Annotated in this window: 12 protein-coding genes; 2 read left to right on the top strand and 10 right to left on the bottom strand. The window is 54.9% G+C overall.

The features are described from left to right. The first annotated feature begins 15 nt into the window (after positions 1-15). On the top strand, positions 16-1,140 hold the full coding sequence (locus Poly59_RS01855; protein ID WP_246151308.1) for a methyltransferase domain-containing protein: 1,125 nt from the start codon (positions 16-18) through the stop codon (positions 1,138-1,140). On the opposite strand, the gene Poly59_RS01850 is transcribed toward Poly59_RS01855, so the two are convergent. Next, positions 1,137-2,372, bottom strand: a complete 1,236-nt coding sequence (locus Poly59_RS01850) for a P-loop NTPase (RefSeq protein WP_146532373.1) — start codon at positions 2,370-2,372, stop codon at positions 1,137-1,139. The genes Poly59_RS01855 and Poly59_RS01850 overlap by 4 nt on opposite strands. Before the next feature lie 70 nt (positions 2,373-2,442). Further along, positions 2,443-3,594, bottom strand: coding sequence for a hypothetical protein (locus Poly59_RS01845; RefSeq protein ID WP_146532372.1), 1,152 nt, complete (start codon positions 3,592-3,594; stop codon positions 2,443-2,445). 430 nt (positions 3,595-4,024) lie between these two features. Between Poly59_RS01845 and metH the strand changes: the two genes are divergently transcribed. Next, positions 4,025-7,723: a methionine synthase gene (gene metH / locus Poly59_RS01840; RefSeq protein WP_146532371.1), complete on the top strand. Its 3,699-nt coding sequence runs from the start codon at positions 4,025-4,027 to the stop codon at positions 7,721-7,723. 69 nt (positions 7,724-7,792) lie between these two features. On the opposite strand, the gene Poly59_RS01835 is transcribed toward metH, so the two are convergent. The 8 genes from Poly59_RS01835 to Poly59_RS01800 form a co-directional block, all read right to left on the bottom strand. Beyond that, positions 7,793-9,394 (bottom strand): sulfite reductase subunit alpha, encoded by a 1,602-nt coding sequence (locus Poly59_RS01835; RefSeq protein ID WP_146532370.1) that lies wholly within the window; start codon positions 9,392-9,394, stop codon positions 7,793-7,795. A 65-nt stretch (positions 9,395-9,459) separates the two neighbouring features. After that, positions 9,460-11,280 (bottom strand): NirA family protein, encoded by a 1,821-nt coding sequence (locus tag Poly59_RS01830; RefSeq protein WP_146532369.1) that lies wholly within the window; start codon positions 11,278-11,280, stop codon positions 9,460-9,462. A gap of 5 nt (positions 11,281-11,285) precedes the next feature. After that, positions 11,286-13,559 carry a molybdopterin oxidoreductase family protein gene (locus tag Poly59_RS01825; RefSeq protein ID WP_146532368.1) on the bottom strand — a complete coding sequence of 758 codons (2,274 nt, stop codon included), beginning with the start codon at positions 13,557-13,559 and terminating at the stop codon, positions 11,286-11,288. Between the two features lie 2 nt (positions 13,560-13,561). After that, positions 13,562-15,280: a DmsC/YnfH family molybdoenzyme membrane anchor subunit gene (locus Poly59_RS01820; RefSeq protein WP_146532367.1), complete on the bottom strand. Its 1,719-nt coding sequence runs from the start codon at positions 15,278-15,280 to the stop codon at positions 13,562-13,564. Between the two features lie 43 nt (positions 15,281-15,323). Continuing rightward, positions 15,324-16,181, bottom strand: a complete 858-nt coding sequence (locus Poly59_RS01815; protein ID WP_146532366.1) for a GAF domain-containing protein — start codon at positions 16,179-16,181, stop codon at positions 15,324-15,326. Continuing rightward, complete coding sequence (locus Poly59_RS01810; RefSeq protein WP_146532365.1) at positions 16,178-17,029, bottom strand: ABC transporter ATP-binding protein; 852 nt, start codon at positions 17,027-17,029, stop codon at positions 16,178-16,180. The genes Poly59_RS01815 and Poly59_RS01810 overlap by 4 nt, the downstream gene beginning before the upstream one ends. A 23-nt stretch (positions 17,030-17,052) precedes the next feature. Continuing rightward, positions 17,053-18,006 carry an ABC transporter ATP-binding protein gene (locus Poly59_RS01805; protein WP_146532364.1) on the bottom strand — a complete coding sequence of 318 codons (954 nt, stop codon included), beginning with the start codon at positions 18,004-18,006 and terminating at the stop codon, positions 17,053-17,055. A 111-nt stretch (positions 18,007-18,117) separates the two neighbouring features. After that, complete coding sequence (locus Poly59_RS01800) at positions 18,118-19,188, bottom strand: ABC transporter permease (RefSeq protein WP_246151307.1); 1,071 nt, start codon at positions 19,186-19,188, stop codon at positions 18,118-18,120. Between the last annotated feature and the right edge of the window lie 67 nt (positions 19,189-19,255).

Here is a 19,255-nt window from a genome sequence, read left to right as displayed (position 1 = left end):
CTGAAGATAGTTCTCATGATGGATACTGAACAAGCCGTTCGCGATCGTTACTCGGCCGCAGCAGGAGAACGTGAAGTCGAACTGTGCTGCCCGGTCGATTACGATGCTAAGTACTTGAAGGTTATCCCTCAGGAAGTGATCGATCGCGACTACGGATGTGGTGATCCGTCGAAGTGGGTGCGCCCGGGAGAAACGGTTTTAGATCTTGGCAGTGGTGGTGGCAAAATATGCTTCATCGCGTCTCAGGTTGTTGGCGCCGAAGGCAAAGTGCTTGGCGTCGACATGAATGATACGATGCTGGCGTTAGCACGATCAAGTCAGTCCGCTGTTGCTGCGGCGATCGGCTTTGACAACGTGCACTTCTGCAAAGGCAAGATACAAGACTTGGCCGTCGACCGTGACGCCGTTGATGCATACTTGGTCGAGCATCCGGTGGCCTGCGAAGTCGATCTGCAACGACTCGAGTCCTTCATCGCCGACATGAGAAGCCGTAAGCCGATGGTCGCTGATGACTCGGTCGATGTCGTGGTCAGCAACTGCGTATTGAACTTGGTTGATCCCGCCGAAAAGGAACGGTTGTTCGATGAAATTTACCGAGTCTTGAAGCCGGGCGGGCGAGCGGTGATTAGTGACATTGTGTGCGACCAACCCGTGCCGATGGCGATGCAACAGGACGGAACTCTTTGGAGCGGTTGCATCTCGGGCGCGTTCGAAGAGCACGAGTTCATGGACGCGTTCGTTCGAGCCGGATTTCACGGCGTCGAGATGCCGGTTCTGCAAAAAGAACCTTGGCAAACGGTCCAGGGAATCGAGTTTCGTTCGGCGACCGTGATTGCCTATAAAGCAGTTCAGGTCGACTATGACAACGCGATCGAAAACGACGCGGTGATTTACCGTGGCCCCTATCAGCACGTAATCGATGACCACGGTTACTGTTACGATCGAGGTGTGCGGATCCCGGCATCGCGGGCGACCGTCAATCGGATGACGACGGAACCTTATGCAGCTGACTTCATCGGGCTGGTTTCAGACCGTTCGGACGACCCGTCCGCAGATTCGCCTTCACCGTCGACACCTAAACGGTCCATCAAGATGACCGTTTTGGGCGATGATTGCTGCGGAACCGATGGCTGTTGCTAGGAGATAAAGTTTTCGACCATGCCGACGCCTTGAACGCCCGATCGGGTTAGCCAACCAGCAAAGCTCTCGACATCATCCGACGTCGTGCGAAGCGAATCGCGAACAATGATGGCACTGTCAATCGAGGTCGCAAACGGCTGCAAGCTCACTGAATCGCCGGCTGGGCCGTCGATGACGACCAGATCGAATCGCTCTCGCAGCGAATCGACCAAGTGAGCGATTTCGTTGGCGGTTGCCGGACGTTGTGCGTTAACGCCGATCAACGGAATCAGGGTAACTGCATCCTCGACCGCGTAGACGGCAACTTCCTTGACCGACAGGCCGCTTCGCAGCGTATCGAGCCAGCCGTGTTCGAGTTCCAGTCGCAGGTCGTCGGCCAGTGTGGGGTCGTCGATGTCGGCGTCTAGTAACGCGACTCGTGCACCAGACGCGGCAGCAGCCATTGCCATGCCGATTGCCACGCTGCTGCGTCCTTCGCCTTTGTTGACACTAGTAACAAGCATCGTTCGCAAGCCGGCCTTGACCGCCTCACCCATGCGATCGGTCAGGTCCTGAAATAAGCTCTCGTTGAAGAACAAATCCGCAACCGTTTTGGGAACGTCGAACACATCGACTTCCCAAGCTGCCTGAAACGGCGTTGATGCTCGTTTTGCAGGTTGCACATCCGCTTGTTGAGTTTGCTCCGGTGCGATCGATGGTTCGGCTTCTTCGGCCAAGGCAGACGACGTGTCTTGAGAAGCTTTCGGAGCGACAGACTCGCTAGCTCGTAGATCAACCGTTTCATCCCACGAGAAGTCGGTTGATGACGCGTCGATTGATCCATAGGTTGTGTGGATTTGTTGCAGCGATGCAACGAGGCGAGCGATGTCGTCGACCGTGTCGGTTTCGCTAGGAAGCGGCGCAGCGACATCTTGGCGGGTGACTTCTTTTCGGGCGACGGTCGGTGCCGGAGTGTCTTTTACGGCGGTTGCCGGCTTTACCGGTGTGGGCCGTGTTGTATTGGCAGCGGGTTCGATGTGCGGACGAGGTACCTCGGCCTGGGCAGAATCACCGCGAGCGACGACGCCTTCGGACGAATCGATCCACATCGATGCCGTATCCGCCACTCGTCGGTCAAGCGTCATCTCATCGATGGGGGTCGGCTTGGTTTCGGTGACGGTTTTCGACGATTTGTCGTTGTGTCGATTGCGTCGTGCGAATGCTTTGACGAAAGCCTGGTCAGACAAGCTCATAATGGCAACACGCTGAAGAGAGAGTAACGAATGGAATCGTGGGAAATTTAAATGGCGCTGTAATCAACCACTACATGCCAGGCTGTGTTTGCACAGGTGGCAGATATTGCAGCCAATCGCTCACCGCTGCGGGAGTTGCCGACGGCTTTGGTCCGCTGAAAAAGTTGTTGACATTGGCTGGTGCCGAGAGATCGGAGACTCCGTCCACCACCGTGGGGTCAGACGCAAGGACTTCAAGTGTCGGCAGATCGATCGACGTGCTTCGTGAGGATTGGCTCGATACCATCATCGCATCGACGCCCAAGCTTGGGACGGCTGGCGAGTCCAAATTGCTCGCGAATTGTTCCGCTGCCTCAGCACCTGGCGATGCAGGCTCTGATGCCGAAGTCGCTGGTGATACCGTCGGCGTCGGAGCGTTGAGTGAAACGGCGATCGACTGATCATCGATTTGGTCAGAGATTTTTTCGATTGTCGACTCAAGTGATTGGTTGAGTTCGCTAATTTTGGTCGATGCGTTTTCTTTCAGATCATCGACTTTGTCGCCAATCGAAAAGTCGGTGATCAAGTTGTCCGAGTCAAGCTCGAGAGCCTGGTCGACTTTAGCGATCGACGAGTCCACATCGGATCGTGTCGACGGTCGACGACTGGTCCAAAATGCTGCGCCAATCACGACACCGAGCAGCACCAAAACGGTGCGGTGAGCCACGGCGGCTTCCATCCAGGTTCGGCCGGCTGGCCGAGTGTCTCTGATGTCCCTGGCCGGTCGGCTTTCGAGCGATCGCTGCGAAGGGCTGGATGTGTTTTCTTCATCTTGCGATGTCGGATCGGTGCGCAGGGCTGGTCCCTGCGACGATCTTTCTTGGGATCGCGACGTGTCTTCGTGCCGAGTTGGCGTGGGCTCATCGAGTCCAGGAATCCGCAGGATCGACGGATGGACGTCGGTGTCTTCGACTCGCGCTGACGAGATTGGCTCGCGGGCGATCAGCTCTGGGGCGGCGAAGGCAGCTTCGTTGGCAGCGTATTTGTGTTGAGCCTGTGCCGGTTGACTGTTCGACTCGATCGCGATTTCTGGTCGGGCCACGGCCGTTTCGGGAATTGCCGTTGCCGCAGTTGGGTCGTGCGTTACCGCCGACCGAGCCGGTTTGGCGGCCGCTGTGGGAGCCAGATTCGGCAATTTGAACAAAACTGGCGGCAGGTCCGGTGATTCGGAATCAGAGTTCATTGATTCTTGTTCCCTAGGGTTTCGCTGCTCCGCACCGACACTCTGCTTCAGCGGGTGAGCCACACGCTGGTCGGATTGAGGCTGGCGATAGCCGTCTGAAGGCCGCTTTGGCGAGACGGTCATACGATTCTTCCTACAGTCGAGGTAAAACGGAAAATCACCGCCCGCCGGTGATTGCATCGGCAAACGGGTAGTGATTCACACGCTCTCTGATAATGCCATGAACCCGAACCAATTGGTTCCGTTCTTATTCATCGGAAGCGAGCTTCCGGATCTTTAGGTTTCTGCGGAATAGCCAAAGTTGAACGATCAGGCAAGACTAAACGTCAATTCTGTGGGGATCGGCTTGTGATCAAGCCGATTCAGAACGAAGATTAGGCCATTAAGTAATATCAAATCCGTTTTTTGACTCGCGTGAAACAGCTCTCCCATGCCGCAAGCCGACACGACCGCCACTCAACTGCACGAACTGATCCGCGAGCGAATTCTGCTGCTCGACGGAGCGATGGGGACAATGATTCAGCGTCTGGGGCTTGATGAAGCGGGTGTCCGAGGCGAGCGGTTCGCGGATCACCACAAGGATCTGAAGAACTTTTCAGACATTCTTTGTTTGACCCACGCTGACAAAATCACCGATATCCACGACGCCTACTACGCGGCCGGATCCGATATCGTCGAAACCAACTCGTTCGGTGCCAGCCCGGTCGGCATGCTCGAATTCGACCTACCCATCGAAATGGTCGACGAGATCAACCATGCCGCCGTCCAGTGTGCCCGGATTGCTGCGGACAAATGGACCGAAAAGACTCCCGACAAACCTCGTTTCGTTGCCGGATCGATCGGCCCGACCACCCGCCAACTGGCGATCAGCACGACGGAAGACCCCGCGCACCGCGGGACCACTTTCATGGAGATGGTCGACAGCTATCGGGCTCAGGTCAAATCGTTGTGTGAAGCTGGCGTCGATATCCTACTGCCGGAAACCGCGATTGACACGTTGAACCTGAAAGCATGTCTGTTCGCGATTTCAGATTACTTTGACGCCGGCGGACGCCGTGTGCCGGTGATGGCATCCGGCACGTTCGCCGACGGTGGTCGGACGTTCGTCAGCGCACAATCTGTCGAAGCATTTTGGACCGCGATCAATCACTTTCCGCTTTTGTCGGTCGGGATGAACTGCGCGCTCGGCCCGGACGTGATGCGTCCTCATATCGAAGAACTGTCCAAGGTCGCTGGAATTCCGATCAGTTGCCACCCCAATGCGGGGTTGCCCAACGAAATGGGTCAGTTTGATCTCGGTCCCGCCGCGATGGCGGCCAAGGTGGGTGAGTACGCGGACAATGGCTGGATCAACGTTCTTGGCGGTTGCTGTGGTACGACGCCCGATCACATTGCCGCGATGGCCGACCGCATTCGCCAAGTCAAACCCAAGAAGATCAAGTCGCTACCCTCGCTGACGCGATTGTCGGGAACGCTTCCCATGGTGATGCGGCCCGAAATTCCGTTCACGATGGTCGGCGAGCGAACCAACGTGACCGGCAGTCGCAAGTTTGCCAATTTGATTCGAAACGAAAAGTTCGAAGAAGCCGTTGATGTTGCCCGCGAGCAAGTTCAAAACGGTGCCACGATTATCGATATCAACTTTGATGACGCGCTGCTTGATGGCGCCGAAGCAATGACGCGTTTCTTGCGATTGATTTCGGGCGATGAAGTCGCTGCATCGGTTCCTGTGATGATCGACAGCAGCAAGTGGGAAGTACTCGAAGCCGGTCTGCGAAACGTTCAAGGCAAAGCGATCGTCAATTCGATCTCGCTAAAAGACGGCGAAGCCGAATTCTTGCGTCGCGCTCGTTTGGTTCGCCAATACGGCGCGGCAGCGGTCGTAATGGCTTTTGACGAAGAAGGCCAAGCTGCTGACGAAGACAGTAAAGTTCGAATCTGCAAACGTGCGTATGACCTGCTGGTAGGCGAAGTCAACTTCCCACCCGAAGATATCATTTTCGATCCGAATATTTTGACGGTCGCAACCGGGATGGAGGAGCACAATAACTATGCCATCGACTTTGTGAATGCCGTCGCACGGATCAAGAAAGAATGCCCCGGTGTCAAGACAAGCGGCGGTGTCAGCAACATCAGTTTCAGTTTCCGAGGCAACGATGGCGTTCGCGAAGCCATCCACAGTGCGTTTCTGTACCGAGCCATCAAAGCCGGGCTGGACATGGGAATCGTCAATGCCGGTCAGCTCGAAGTTTACGAAGAAATTCCTAAGGATCTGCTTGAGCATGTCGAAGACGTACTTTGGAATCGCCGACCCGATTCAACTGACCGGATGCTCGATTTTGCCGAGAATTTCAAAGGCTCGGGCAAAAAGAAGTCTGCCGAAGACTTGTCGTGGCGAGAAAACTCCGTTGCCGAGCGGATGACTCACGCGTTAATAAAAGGTATCGACAAGTACATCGTCGAAGACGCCGAAGAAGCTCGCCAGCACTATGACAAGTGCTTGCAAGTCATCGAAGGTCCGTTGATGGATGGTATGAGCGTTGTCGGTGACTTGTTCGGCCAGGGCAAAATGTTCTTGCCGCAAGTCGTCAAGAGCGCACGGGTGATGAAAAAGGCAGTTGCCTATCTTGAACCGTTCATGGAAGAAGAAAAACGCGCCGCCGGGATCGAGCACGACGACGCACGTGGCAAGTTTTTGATCGCAACGGTCAAGGGTGACGTTCACGACATCGGCAAGAACATTGTCGGCGTCGTGCTGCAGTGCAACAACTACCAAGTCATCGATTTGGGCGTGATGGTGTCGGCCGAGAAAATCCTTGAAGAGGCTGTTAAACAGAACGTTGACATGATTGGTTTGAGCGGTCTGATCACGCCTAGCCTCGACGAGATGGTTCACGTCGCACGCGAAATGAAACGCGCCGGAATGACGATGCCGTTGTTGGTCGGTGGTGCAACTACCAGCGCGAAACATACCGCCGTTCGGATCGCACCGGCCTATGACGGCCCAGTGCTGCATGTCTTGGATGCCAGCCGAAGCGTTGGTGTCGTTGAAAAAATGTTGAACGATGAAACTCGTGATGCGTTTGTCAAAGCAAATGTTGCCGAGCAAGAAAAGCTGGTCGCAAGCTATCGCGATCGACAACAGAAACTGGTCCCCTACGCCGAGGCACTTGAAAAACGATTTGCGACAGATTGGAAAACTGTTGCCATCGACAAGCCATCGTTCACTGGGACTCGCGTTTTGGATGAAATCTCGCTGGCCGAGATTCGACCGTTCATCGATTGGTCACCCTACTTCATGACTTGGGAATTGAAGGGCAAGTACCCCAAGATTTTTCAAGATGAAGTGGTGGGAGAAATCGCCAAGGAAGTCTACGAAAAAGCCAACACGATGCTTGATCGGATCATTGCGGAAGATCTGTTGAAAGCGAAGGCGGTTTATGCCTTTTGGCCAGCCGCATCCGATGGCGATGACATCATCGTCTATACCGACGAGACACGCGCAACCGAAGCCAAACGGTTCCATTGTTTGCGTCAACAATGGGAACGCAAAGGTACAACGGATTATCGATCGCTTGCCGACTATATCGCGCCGGTCGGTAGCGGACGCGAGGACTACCTGGGCGGATTTGTCGTCACCGCTGGCATTGGCGCCGAAGCGTTAGCAAAGAAGTTCAAAGACGAACTGGATGACGAATCCTCGATCATCGTCCAAGCAGTCGCAGACCGACTGGCGGAAGCTCTGGCTGAAATGTTGCACCAGCGAGCCCGCAAAGATTGGGGTTTTGGTCAAAGCGAAAACCTGTCTACGGAAGATATGATCAGCGAAAAGTATCGTGGCATTCGGCCGGCCGCCGGCTACCCTGCATGTCCTGATCACACCGAAAAGAAGACGTTGTTCGAATTGCTTGATGCAACGGCCAACACATCGGTCGAGCTAACATCTAGCTATGCGATGTATCCAGGGGCTTCGGTTAGTGGTCTGTACTTCGGTCATCCCGAATCACGTTACTTCGCGGTCGATCGCGTCACCAAGGACCAGATCGAATCGTACGCCAAACGGAAAGGCGAACCGATCCGAGAAGTCGAACGCTGGCTATCGCCCAACCTGGCCTACGATCCCGAGTAGGAGCCATGCCCTAGTTCGTAGGACTAAGCTGCCAGCCTGTCCTTCGTTCTCTGTCTTAACACGCTTCTCTCAATAGACGTCACGAACATAGCGGCCATCGGCGGCAAGCTTTCTCACAAAAGCTTGTGCGTCGGCGGTGCTTAGGTTTCCCTGATCCTCTGCGACTTCGATGAGTGCTCGTTCCACATCGGCGGCCATACGTGAAGCGTCGCCACAAACGTAAAGCGACGCATCTTCGTTGAGCCATTGCCACAGTTCGGCAGCGTTTTCTCGCATTCGATCCTGGACGTAGACCTTGGCTTCGCCATCGCGACTGAACGCCGTGTCTAGCCGAGTCAAAAGGCCGTCGGCGACATTTGCTTTCAGTTCGTCTTCGTACAAAAAGTCGTAGGCTTCGTGTTGATCGCCGAAGAACAGCCAGTTCTTACCGGGCGCCTTTGTGGCTGCACGCTCTTGCAGGAACGCAACAAACGGCGCGATGCCGGTTCCTGGTCCGACCATGATGATCGGCTTGGTGGGGTCTGCCGGGACGGTGAACCCGCCGTGATTGGGCTGAACGAAGACGCGAACGGACGATCCTGACTCGACCCGGTCGGCCAGCATCGTGCTGGCCACGCCCTTGCGAGTGCGTCCTTCGCGTTCATAAACCACCTTGCCGATTGTCAGGTGAACTTCGTCTCCGACAACTTTGGTGCTGCTAGCGATCGAGTACAAACGAGGATTCAGGGGATCAAGCGTTTCTAGAAACTCTGTCGCAGTCAGCGATCGGCAATCGGCGACTTCCAACACATCCAGCACGTCAAATCCCTCGGGCACTCCTTCGTCGGCCATCGTCTTCAGCATCAAACGCTTGGATTCATCTTCCACCCGATCGATGATCAAGGACAGCAGTTCGTCGGTCGGGTCTTTCAGGCAATAGTCCTCGCCGATCGCAACCCGCAGTGTCTTGGTCAAACCGGCGCCGGTGGTCACATTCAAATTGGGGTCCGCACCAATCCGGTCGATGACACTCGCGACCAACTCGTCGCAATTCGCTGGGAAGACACCAAGAGCGTCTCCGACGTGATAAGACAGCCCCGAACCTGCCAAGTCGATCGCGACGTGTCGTGTGTCTTTGGCGGATCCTTCCTTATTGAGCGGCCGAGATTCAATCAGCTTGGCGGTGAACGGGTTCGCACGCGAATAGACGTTGGTCTTGCCGATTCCGTTTGTTTTTCCGTTGCTCGTGGACGCTGGTGCTGCCGATGATTCGGTGGCACCTTCGTCCTTGAGCAGTCGTTTGATCATTTGTTTGGTGTCTTTGCCGCCCGGACTGCAAAGCGTCAAGTTGCTTTCGTCGCCTGACGCGATCGCCTCGGCATAAGTTTGGCACACGTAACCACACGATCCGCAATCAAGCTGCGCCATCGCCGCCATCAGTTTTCGTTCAAGTGGTTTTCCGGCAGCCAATTCCATGCGATCAACAATCGGTAACGCCGAATCGTGCCACTGGAAATCCTCTTCTTCGGGCGCTGCCGGACCAGTAATCGTGTCGTTAGCGAAACCCGCAGCTTGAAGCGCATCGCTCGTCGTTGCACCACCTTGGACGCCCATCAGTCCCGAGAAAAATCCGTTCAGCCATGCACGCTGTTCTTCATTGAACGGTGCCGTTGCAGGAATAAAGCTACTCATGACAGTCTTGTCGAAGGAGGTTGAGGAAATGGAATCCGCAAGAACTTACAGGGATCAGGTCCGAACTAGGCGTGCGCGGCCAACAGCGTCTTCAGGTCATCGATGTCTTGACGATTGACAAATGCAACGAAACTTTCATCGTCGGATCGGTTGTCCAGGTAGCTGCCGATAATTGACGCCACCACTTCGGCAACGTCATCGGCTGGTACAAATTCAACCAGCAGTTTGGCGATCCCTTGGCGATCGCCCCAACCACCGCCAACATGAATGTGGTAGCCGTCGATCATGTCGTCACCGCGCTGGACTTTGCATCCGATCAAACCGATGTCGCCGATGTAGTGCTGGGCACAACTGTGGTGGCAGCCGGTGACGTGGATGTTGATTGGTTGATCGAGTTGGAATTGATTTTCCAGAGCAATGGCAATTTTCATCGCGTCGGATTTTGTGTCGGCGGCGGCAAACTTGCATCCAGAACTGCCAGTGCAGGCGACCAAGCCGGCGCGGAATGAACTGGCTTGATAACCAAGTCCGATCGCTTCGATGGCTGTCTTGACCTTGTCAACGTCACAGTCGCGAATGTTCGGAATGATCAAGTTTTGCCATACGGTCAAACGGATTTCTCCGTTTCCGAACGACTCGGCGATGTCCGCCAACCCTCGCGTCTGATCGCTGGTCAGGCGTCCGACTGGCAGCACCACGCCGACGTATTGGCGTTCTGCTTGCGATTGGCGATGAAACCCAATATGGGCGGATCGGTCTTCAACATGGGCGTGTGTTAGCTTTGCTGCGTCGACTCGGCGTAGCGTCGTTTGCATTTCTTCTTCGACGGCGGCAATGAACTTGTCGAAACCCCAGTCGTCCAAGACATACTTCAGTCGTGCTTTTTTGCGGTCTGTTCGATCGCCACTTTTTACGAATACTTTCACGATCGCGCCCGCAACTTGGACACACTCGTCCGGACGCAACAGGACACCCGTTGGACGAGCGAAATCCTTGTGTCCGGTGATCCCGCCTAGTGTCAATTGAAAGTAAACGCCTTCGGGCAAATCGTCGGACGCCTCGGCGAAATTCACTTGCACCGCGTGGAATCCAATGTCGTTCGTATCATCTAACGCGCTGATGCGGCCACCGCCATCGAACGCGATGTTGAATTTTCGCGGCAACCCAAACATCTCGCGATGGTTCAGGATGTGGTGGTGCATCCGCTTGGCAAACGGAATGGTCTCGATCAGCTCGCTGTCATCGATTCCCGATAGAGGGCTTGCAGTGCAATTGCGAATGTTGTCGCCTCCCGATCCTTGGGTAATGATGTCAAGTTCGCGAAGACCATACAAAATGTTGGCGGCTTGATCAGCAGGAATCTCACGCAATTGCAAATTGGCTCGCGTTGTCACGTCCACGTATCCGCCAGCCGAAACGTCGCTCAAATCAGCCAGTCCGCGAAACTGCCACGCATGCATTAATCCGCCGGGGATCCGCATCCGACACATGAACGAATCCTGCGCCGGTGCGACGTAGAACAGCCCTTGCCATTTGGTCAAGAAAACATCTGTGCCCTTGGGGAATTGATTCGACTTGGACCTCGCCACGATTTCGTCCCACATGTCGAGCGGGTTTTTATCGCGTTTTGCGATTTCCTCTTTGCAAAGTTTTCGTCCAGATGCTTCGGTGTCAGCTTGAGCCTGCAAAGCGATTCGTTCAGGACCGGTCGGCATTGGTTGACCATTGACGGTCGGTTTTCCGTTGCCGATCGACAGCATTGCTTTGGCGTGTCCGCCATTGCCGCTAAGTACCGGCAACCCACTCACTGCACGCGCCACATCGGCGCCGAACGTGAATCCCGACAAGTATTGTTTCTGTTCTTCAGTAAATGATTCTTTGGACATTGTGTTTACGCTTTCTCGATTCGAACAGCAGAATTCTTGTAGCTCGGTTGACGACTGTGCGGGTCAAAATGGCTTAGCGTCAACTGGTTGGTGGTTGCGTAATGCATTGGCATGAACGCTTGTCCGGTTCGAATGGTCGGCGTGATCATCGCATCAACCAAGATCGAACCTCGGCGAGACGTCACACGGACGCGATCACCATTGGCGACGCCGATCGTGGTCGCATCGTCGGGATGAATTTCGATGTAGGAATGATTGGGATAGAGTTTTCTAAGCACCGGGCTCTTGCTGGTTCGTGTTTGTGTATGCCACTGGCTAACGGTTCCGCGGCCCGTCAACAACATCGTTGGATATTCAGCATCGGGCGCCTCTGGAGGGGGCGTGATTTCATCGACGATCAACCTTGCTTTGCCGTTGGGATGGCAAAACTCTCCGTCGGAAAAAAGTCGCCGTTGGACCGGCGGATCCACATCCCCGCAGTTCTCGGCATCCGCGGCCGACCATGGCCACTGCACACCGCCGCTGCGGTCAATTTGTTCGTAACCGGTAATTCCGGTGATGTCGCACGGCGAGCCTGCGCTGGCACGTTGCATGATTCGAAAGACGGCCTCGGGATGCGTCCACTGTTTGAACATTTCGCCGACACCCCAGTAGTGAGCGATCGCACGAAAGATTTGAAAGTCTGCAAGGGCTTCGCCGGGGGCTTTGCGAACTTTCTTTAGCAGTCCGTACCGGCGTTCGCTGTTGATGAACGTTCCTTCCTTTTCACCCCACGCGGCGGCGGGCAGGATCAAGTCGGCGTGATGTGCGGTTTCTGTGGAGTCGTACATGTCTTGGACAACCAGGAAATCGAGTTGGTCAAGAAGTTCCCGTGCGTCCTCTTGATTGCTCCAGCTATGTGCCGGGTTGGTGGCGATGATCCATAGTCCCTTGATCTCGCCCGCGCGGATGCCTTCCATGATTTGATCGTACGACCAGCTTCCTTCGGTTGGGATCGTGTCGACGGAAATTTGCAGTGCTTCGGCAACCTTGGAACGATCATCGGCGTTTTCGAACTTGTGATGTCCGAATAGGTTGGTGGTGTTGCTCCATAATCGAGATCCCATCGCATTGCACTGGCCGGTGATGCTGTTGGCGCCCGTACCTGGCCGGCCAATGTTCCCCGTTATCAACGCAATGTTGATAATCGCTTGCGCTGTTCGAGTGCCTTCGTAACTTTGGTTGACACCCATCGTCCACCACAGCGAAACTGCGTCACCCTTGCCAATCTTTGCTGCAACCCGGCGGATTTGTTCGGCCGAGATGCCGGATGATGCCGCCACGGTTTCGGCATCAAAACGTGAAACGTGGCTGCGTAACGCTTCGAAGCCATCAGTGTGTGCTTCAACGAATGTTTGGTCGACGAAACCGCCTTCGATCAAACAGTGAGTGATCGAGTACAGCAGCGCCAGGTCGCTCTTTGGACTGAGTTGCAGATGCTCGGTCGCGGACATGGCCGTTTCCGTGCGGCGCGGATCAATGACAATGATCTCAGGGTTGTTTTTGTTGCGAAGCACTCGCTCCCAAAGAATCGGATGTCCGATACATGGATTCGCGCCGATAAAGACAAGGCAATCGCTCTGTTCGAAGTCGTCGTACGTGAATGGCGGTGCGTCAAATCCGAACGATTCTTTGTACGCGGCAACCGCGGTAGCCATGCACTGACGAGTGTTGCCGTCGCCGTGCTTGATGTTCATTCCGAACTTGGCCAAGGCTCCCAGGAATGCCATCTCCTCGGACGGAATCTGTCCGGTGCTAAGAAATGCAACGGAATCGTTACCATGCTCGGCTTGGATTGCTTTGAACCGATCGGTGAACAGGTTGAGTGCATCATCCCAGGAAACCGAATCCATCTGGCCATCGGCACGTCGGACTTTGGGGACGCGTGCACGGTCGTCGGATTCAAGGACTCGAAGAGCTTCCCAGCCCTTAGGACAGGCCATCCCAAGATTGACGGGATAGTTGGTCTCGGGCGTCAATCCAACGGCTTCGCCATCAAGCACATGCAATCGCAATCCGCATCCAGTGCTGCAGTATCCGCACACCGCGGTCGTTGTCGTGTCAGCCACCAACGACGCGGGCGTCATACCCAGGCCATGTTGGCCAGGACTTAGCAGCAGCTCTCGAGTCATCTTGCCGCTGCGTGCTTGCAGGAACTGGGGCAGCGACCGACGCGCGGCTTCGTTCGTGGTTTGCGTTAGCGACGCTGAGGCCTTGGTAGGCTTGATTGCGGTACTCATCGTTATCGAAATGTCCCCGGCATGCGATCGTAAACGACGCTTGAAAAATACAACAAGCGTTCGACAAGCTCTCCGGCCAGCAGGCTGATTGAGGCTAAAGCAAAGATGCCAAATCTGACGTAGGTCGAACTCAACATGTCAGTGCTTCCAACCAACAACAGCACGATGGACACGGCTGCGGTCAGAATTCGTGCACTCGCCAGTTCCTTCAGCTCGCGGATCACCAGACGGTGGCTGCGAGCGTCCTCGGTACTGCTGCGTTTGGATTGTGATCCCAAGTGCGTCTTCCATTCCCATGCCAGTTTTGCAGCCATCAAAATCGCCGCGATCGCTGCAAGGGCCATCGATGTCGAGCCAGGCCCAATGATCATCGCTACGCTGCAAATTCCAATCAGTGCACTCGAGCCAAAGAATCGGGTCATGGTTCGGCTCATCCGCCACAGTCGGCGTTTGGTCGCGACGTAGATCATCCCGCTGCTGAACAATCCTGCGATTCCCAAAGGAATCGATCCCGCAAGCGCGGCACTACCTGCCCATGACGGGATCAGTTCGGTGATGCGACTGGGTACGTAGTCAGCAAGCACTGGCATCCATAGCAATCCGGTTGCCAGGCCGAGGAGTCCCATGAACTTGCCAAGGATGATGGCCTCGCGACTAAGCCAGCTTGTTCTTAAACCCAGGAAGACTCGCCAGGCTCTTAGTGGCTTGCCTAGGTGCAGTGGAGCAATGTTCAAACCAATGCCACCGACCAACAGTGCGGTAAGTGCCGTCCAGCGTGTGACGTCGATTGACGTGTCGTGGCCAGTTACCAGCCATGACAGCGTTACCAGGCGTTCAACAATGATCATTCCAACGGCAGCTTGAGTTGCGACCAGCATCACCGCCAGTGGCCAGTGGCTTTCAGCAACGTGATCAACACTAGCATCTTGCGGCATCGCCGATTCAACAGCTGCGTTACGCGACGATTTGTACTGAGTGGTGGGCTGGGTGATGCTGGAAAGCGGAGCGCCGGGGGCTAGCGTAGTGTCGTCGCCGAATTGCAGTCCGCGCTGAACGACGGTGATTGCAATGGCTTCGTTTGGACATGCTTGAACACAGGCAGGGGCTTCGCCAGCCGAAAGTCGTTGGTGGCACATGTCGCACTTTCGTACGATGCCAAGACGGTCGCTGTACTGGGGGACTTCATAAGGGCACATCATTGTGCAGTACTTGCATCCGATGCACTGGTCGTCCAAATGACGCACGATTCCGGTGACAGGGTCTTTTTCGTACGCCTTGACAGGGCACCCGTTCAAGCAACCTGGATCTTCGCAGTGATGACAGGCCGTCGTGACGTGCTGGATCGCGGGCAGGGTAGGAGACAGTTCGTCGTCAATCAGGGTTTCGCCGATCGTCAACGTACCGACACGCCGCCACGCTTCATCTTCTTCTAGACCGTTAAGAGTGTGACAGGCGACGACGCAAGCTTTGCAGCCACTGCATTTGTCCAAATCGACTTCGAACGCAAACTGTTGGTCTGGACCAGGTGGCGATGCGGGTAGCAGGTTTCGGTAGTAGCGTTCTTGTGCCGGGGCTTCTGGCACCAAATTGGCGGCGTCGCTCTTGTCGAGTCCCGCGTGGAACGAACTAAACTGCTCAACGGCCGACAACGATTGTTGCTCAGCCAAAAGTTGACCAATCAAGTCCGTCGAGGGATCGATAATGGGAAGCGAAGAAGACATATTTGTCGATTGGAGGACGTGCCGAATTTGTGAGACATCTAGGTTAAAAGCACAGCGTTGCGACACTATTCAGTTCGTTGCCGACATAGAAGGGAATAGCCAATCCGCCACTAAAAGTTGGTTGACCATCGACTCGGCCGGAGGCCAGGGCGGTGGTGCTGTCTGTCGTCACGGCGCCCTCGTGTTGGCGAGCGAGTCCGGGGAGACCCTCGCCGAGTGACAGCGTTGAACCCAACGCAATTCGGCCGGATTCTCCATCCGATTGATATGCCGACGAATCAAGCACGAAGCGGCCCTCTTCGACCGTCCATATCTCAAATGCTTTAGCGATTGGATTCGAGGACGAGCTGATCATCACGACAGCCGATAACAGCGTCTGGTTGATCACAGGGATCCCGATTGCGGTGCTAAGCAGTCCGGCCGACGCGCCCGCCGCTCGCAGGAATCCCACATGGTTGGGTAGATCGTCATGGATGACGCTTTTTGCAAGCGACCAAACTTGTCCCGGCAAACCGTTGCCCTTTTCAAATCGAACAAACGAACTGACGTTTGAAAACCTCTCGAGCTGTGCGAAGTAGCCGCCACGAAGCCGCAGTTCTTCGTACGGATCAACGGGCTCCCAAATTTCGAAAACGCCGGTGCCGGCCGATTTGGGAGCAATCGCGAGAACGGCAATGCTAATGATCGCATGATTGCGGTAAATCGGAATCGCTAGCGCTGCGCCGACAGGATCTGACTGGTCATCGCCGGTCAGTACCTCTGCCATCCCGGTGACAATTGACTTGACCGCCAACCGACACAGTGCTGAATCATCAGGGTTTAGAATCCTTGATTCATCGACCTTGTAAGTTCGGGCATCGACCAGAAGGGAGTCACTCAATAGGTTGGGTGGCGCGATCATGCTTGTTGCTGCAATTCTTGGGCGTTTTTGGCTTTGAGAGCCTCAAGTTTTTCGGCGTCAGCCTTTAGCTTTTTGTGATCTTGGTCTTCCAAGAATCGGATCATGTCGGCTCGATAGTCGTAGTACTCGGGGTGATCGAGCACGTCGGCACGAACTCGTGGCCTGTCAAACGGAACGTCGATGATTTTTCCAACTCGGGCGCGTGGCCCGTTGGTCATCATGACCACACGGTCGCTCATGAATAACGCTTCATCGACATCGTGCGTAATCATCAATGTCGTGATCTTGTCTCTTTTTAAGATCTCAAGAAGGATCTCTTGCAGTTCCATGCGGGTCAGTGAATCCAGCATTCCGAACGGTTCGTCTAGCAACAACATCTTGGGTTTCAACGCGAACGCTCTTGCGATGCCGACCCTTTGTTGCATTCCTTGGCTTAGCGAACTGGCACGCACGCCTAGACTGTTGCCCAAACCGACCAGCGTCAGGTAGTAACCTGCAATGTCGCGTTTCTGACTCGTCGTACCGTGCGGGTAAACCTGATTGACGCCCAGCAACACATTGTCCATGGCTGTCATCCATGGCATCAGACACGGTGATTGAAAAACAACACCACGGTCCGGTCCGGGACCGTCAATTTCGTGGTTGGCAACGACGACTCCGCCATCCGTGATTTCGTTGAGCCCCGCCACCATCGACAGCACTGTTGACTTGCCGCACCCCGAGTGACCGAGCAAGCAAATGTATTCGCCTTGCTGCATGTTCAGATTAAAGTCCTCGACAATCACGGCAGGCCCGTTGGGCGTGTCGTAGGTTTTTCCGAGGCGATACATTTCGACGTAACCGGCCATTGAATGCTTTCTATTTGAGGTGTTTAGCTGGTGACGATCGGTCGGTTCGTCGTTGACTTGCGAGGCAGCGCCAGGCTGCGTGGTTGTAAGTCCGGAAGTTCGATTTTTGGTGCCGTTGATGCGGCTGCTTCGTCGTCACGGTTTTTCTGGCGTACGGCGACTAAGTAGTTGGTTACCGCGTTACGTAGTCCGCGAAATGTCGTGTTGTGGTTGAGTTCCGTTGCCCGTCGCGGCCGGTCGAGTTCGACTGTGAAGGTCGGACCCAGCGACGCGTTAGGTCCTGGGTTAAGCGGAACGATCCGGTCGGCAACCAAGATCGCCTCATCAACATCGTTGGTGATCATCACACAGGTCTGCCGCTCTTCCTCCCAGATCTTCAGGATCTCTTCTTGCAGCACCGATCGAGTAAGCGCATCGAGTGCGGACAGCGGTTCATCTAGCAATAAAATCTTGGGTTTCATTGCCAGCGTTCGGGCAAGGGAGACGCGTTGTCGCATCCCACCGGATAGTTCATGCGGCCGACGATGGGCGGCATGACCCAGACCGACCATTTCAATGAACTTTTCGACATGATCGCGTCGTTCGGCTTTGGGCCAACTTCGAAACACGCTATCGACTGACAACGCGATGTTTCCTCGCACCGTTAGCCACGGCAGCAACGAGTAATTTTGAAACACCAGTCCACGATCAGGACTGGGGCCGGCGATCGGTAAACCATTCATCAATAGTTGGCCGGTGTCGGGTGTCTCCAAACCCGCCAGTAACTTCATGAAGGTCGACTTGCCGCTGCCCGAGAACCCGACGACGGCCAGGAATTCGCCTTCGCGGACATTCAAATTGATGTTCGTTAAAACCTCCGTTCGAGTCACTCCGCTACCAAATCCCTTACCTACATTTTTCAACGACAGGATCGTTTCGGGGCGTTGGGGGGCAACACGAGTTTCAATGGAAGGCGATGGTCGAACTACAACACTCATCTTGAACTCACAGGCAAAAATTTGAATCAAAAACGCCGTCCCTGGCGATCGCTCACTTTCTCGCTTCATGCGAGATCCGAAGCAAAGTTACATCCGTGAAAGACGCATCTCTCAAGCGGCCGCCGGATTGCCAAAGCTGACCAGGTTTCGCAAACAGATCATGGTGCGATCGAGAACCAGTCCAATCACTCCAATGACGATTACGCTGAAAGCGATCCGAGCGTAGGTCAGTGAGGAGCCGTTTTGGAATTCATCCCAAACGAACTTTCCGAGTCCTGGATTCTGTGCCAACATGTCGGCCGCAATCAGAACCATCCAACCAACACCCAAACTGATTCGAAGTCCCGCGAACATCAGGGGAAGACTTGCTGGCAAGATGATCTTGTAGAGCTTCTGCCACCAAGACAATTTCAAGACGCGAGCAACGTTCAAGTAATCTTTGTCAACGCTCGCGACGCCGAGCGTCGTGTTGACCAAGGTTGGCCAGAGCGAGCAAAGAGAAACTGTCGCCGCCGAGATCAAGAATGCTTTGTCAAAGAAGGTCTCGCCCGGCTGTGAATTTCGGTACGCCCAAATGATCACGACCGCGGCAAGCGGAAGCCATGCAAGTGGCGACACGGGTTTGAAGATTTGGATAAACGGTGTCATCGCCGCATTGAACCAAGAACTCATGCCGCAAAGCACGCCTACGGGCACCGCGATCACGGTTGCAAGGATGAATCCGAAGAAGACGGTCTTTAAACTTGTGAAGATCTGATCGACAAATGTGGGCGCACTTGTCGGCGTATAGTTGGCAGCTTGAACGGCCTTTTTCTTTAAAATCAAAGCGTTGGAAAGCAAAGTTGTTTTGTCTGTATCGTTGGCCGAGGACGCTCGGCGTTCAAGCTTTTTGGCATCGACCATGAACTGTACAGCTTGCATTAACTTGTCTTGCTTCTTTGCCGCATCGTCGGCGCGTTGTTGTTGATGCATCGCGAACAACTCCTTACCTGCCAGCCAAGTGGCAGTTGGGCTGGGCAATTCGCCACTTTCGGTGATGATCGTTTTTGCTGCGGCTGACCACATCGCAAGAAAGATTGCGACGGCAACCGCTGGCAACAGCACATACTTGGCGATACCTGCCAATTGCTCCTTGGGATCCTCTCCCGCAGCAAGCCGGACAAAGGGTTCTAGAACGGGCATACCCGTGACTTCACAAAATCGAAGAGCTTTACCACGCCAGTTCATAAGTCTCAAACCTTGTATGTTT

Source organism: Rubripirellula reticaptiva, from assembly GCF_007860175.1.
GTDB classification, from domain to species: Bacteria; Planctomycetota; Planctomycetia; order Pirellulales; family Pirellulaceae; genus Rubripirellula; species Rubripirellula reticaptiva.
The sequence above is the reverse complement of the archived record's forward strand: the minus strand, read 5'-3'. Positions and strand labels throughout refer to the sequence as shown.

What these genes read in the sequence shown, in the direction of transcription:
- Poly59_RS01805 (WP_146532364.1), bottom strand. Translation starts at nt 18,006, where the DNA reads ATGAGTGTTGTAGTTCGACCATCGCCTTCCATTGAAACTCGTGTTGCC.
- Poly59_RS01815 (WP_146532366.1), bottom strand. Translation starts at nt 16,181, where the DNA reads ATGATCGCGCCACCCAACCTATTGAGTGACTCCCTTCTGGTCGATGCC.
- Poly59_RS01835 (WP_146532370.1), bottom strand. Translation starts at nt 9,394, where the DNA reads ATGAGTAGCTTTATTCCTGCAACGGCACCGTTCAATGAAGAACAGCGT.
- metH (WP_146532371.1), top strand. Translation starts at nt 4,025, where the DNA reads ATGCCGCAAGCCGACACGACCGCCACTCAACTGCACGAACTGATCCGC.
- Poly59_RS01825 (WP_146532368.1), bottom strand. Translation starts at nt 13,559, where the DNA reads ATGAGTACCGCAATCAAGCCTACCAAGGCCTCAGCGTCGCTAACGCAA.
- Poly59_RS01820 (WP_146532367.1), bottom strand. Translation starts at nt 15,280, where the DNA reads ATGTCTTCTTCGCTTCCCATTATCGATCCCTCGACGGACTTGATTGGT.
- Poly59_RS01855 (WP_246151308.1), top strand. Translation starts at nt 16, where the DNA reads ATGATGGATACTGAACAAGCCGTTCGCGATCGTTACTCGGCCGCAGCA.
- Poly59_RS01810 (WP_146532365.1), bottom strand. Translation starts at nt 17,029, where the DNA reads ATGGCCGGTTACGTCGAAATGTATCGCCTCGGAAAAACCTACGACACG.
- Poly59_RS01845 (WP_146532372.1), bottom strand. Translation starts at nt 3,594, where the DNA reads ATGAACTCTGATTCCGAATCACCGGACCTGCCGCCAGTTTTGTTCAAA.
- Poly59_RS01850 (WP_146532373.1), bottom strand. Translation starts at nt 2,372, where the DNA reads ATGAGCTTGTCTGACCAGGCTTTCGTCAAAGCATTCGCACGACGCAAT.
- Poly59_RS01830 (WP_146532369.1), bottom strand. Translation starts at nt 11,280, where the DNA reads ATGTCCAAAGAATCATTTACTGAAGAACAGAAACAATACTTGTCGGGA.
- Poly59_RS01800 (WP_246151307.1), bottom strand. Translation starts at nt 19,188, where the DNA reads ATGCCCGTTCTAGAACCCTTTGTCCGGCTTGCTGCGGGAGAGGATCCC.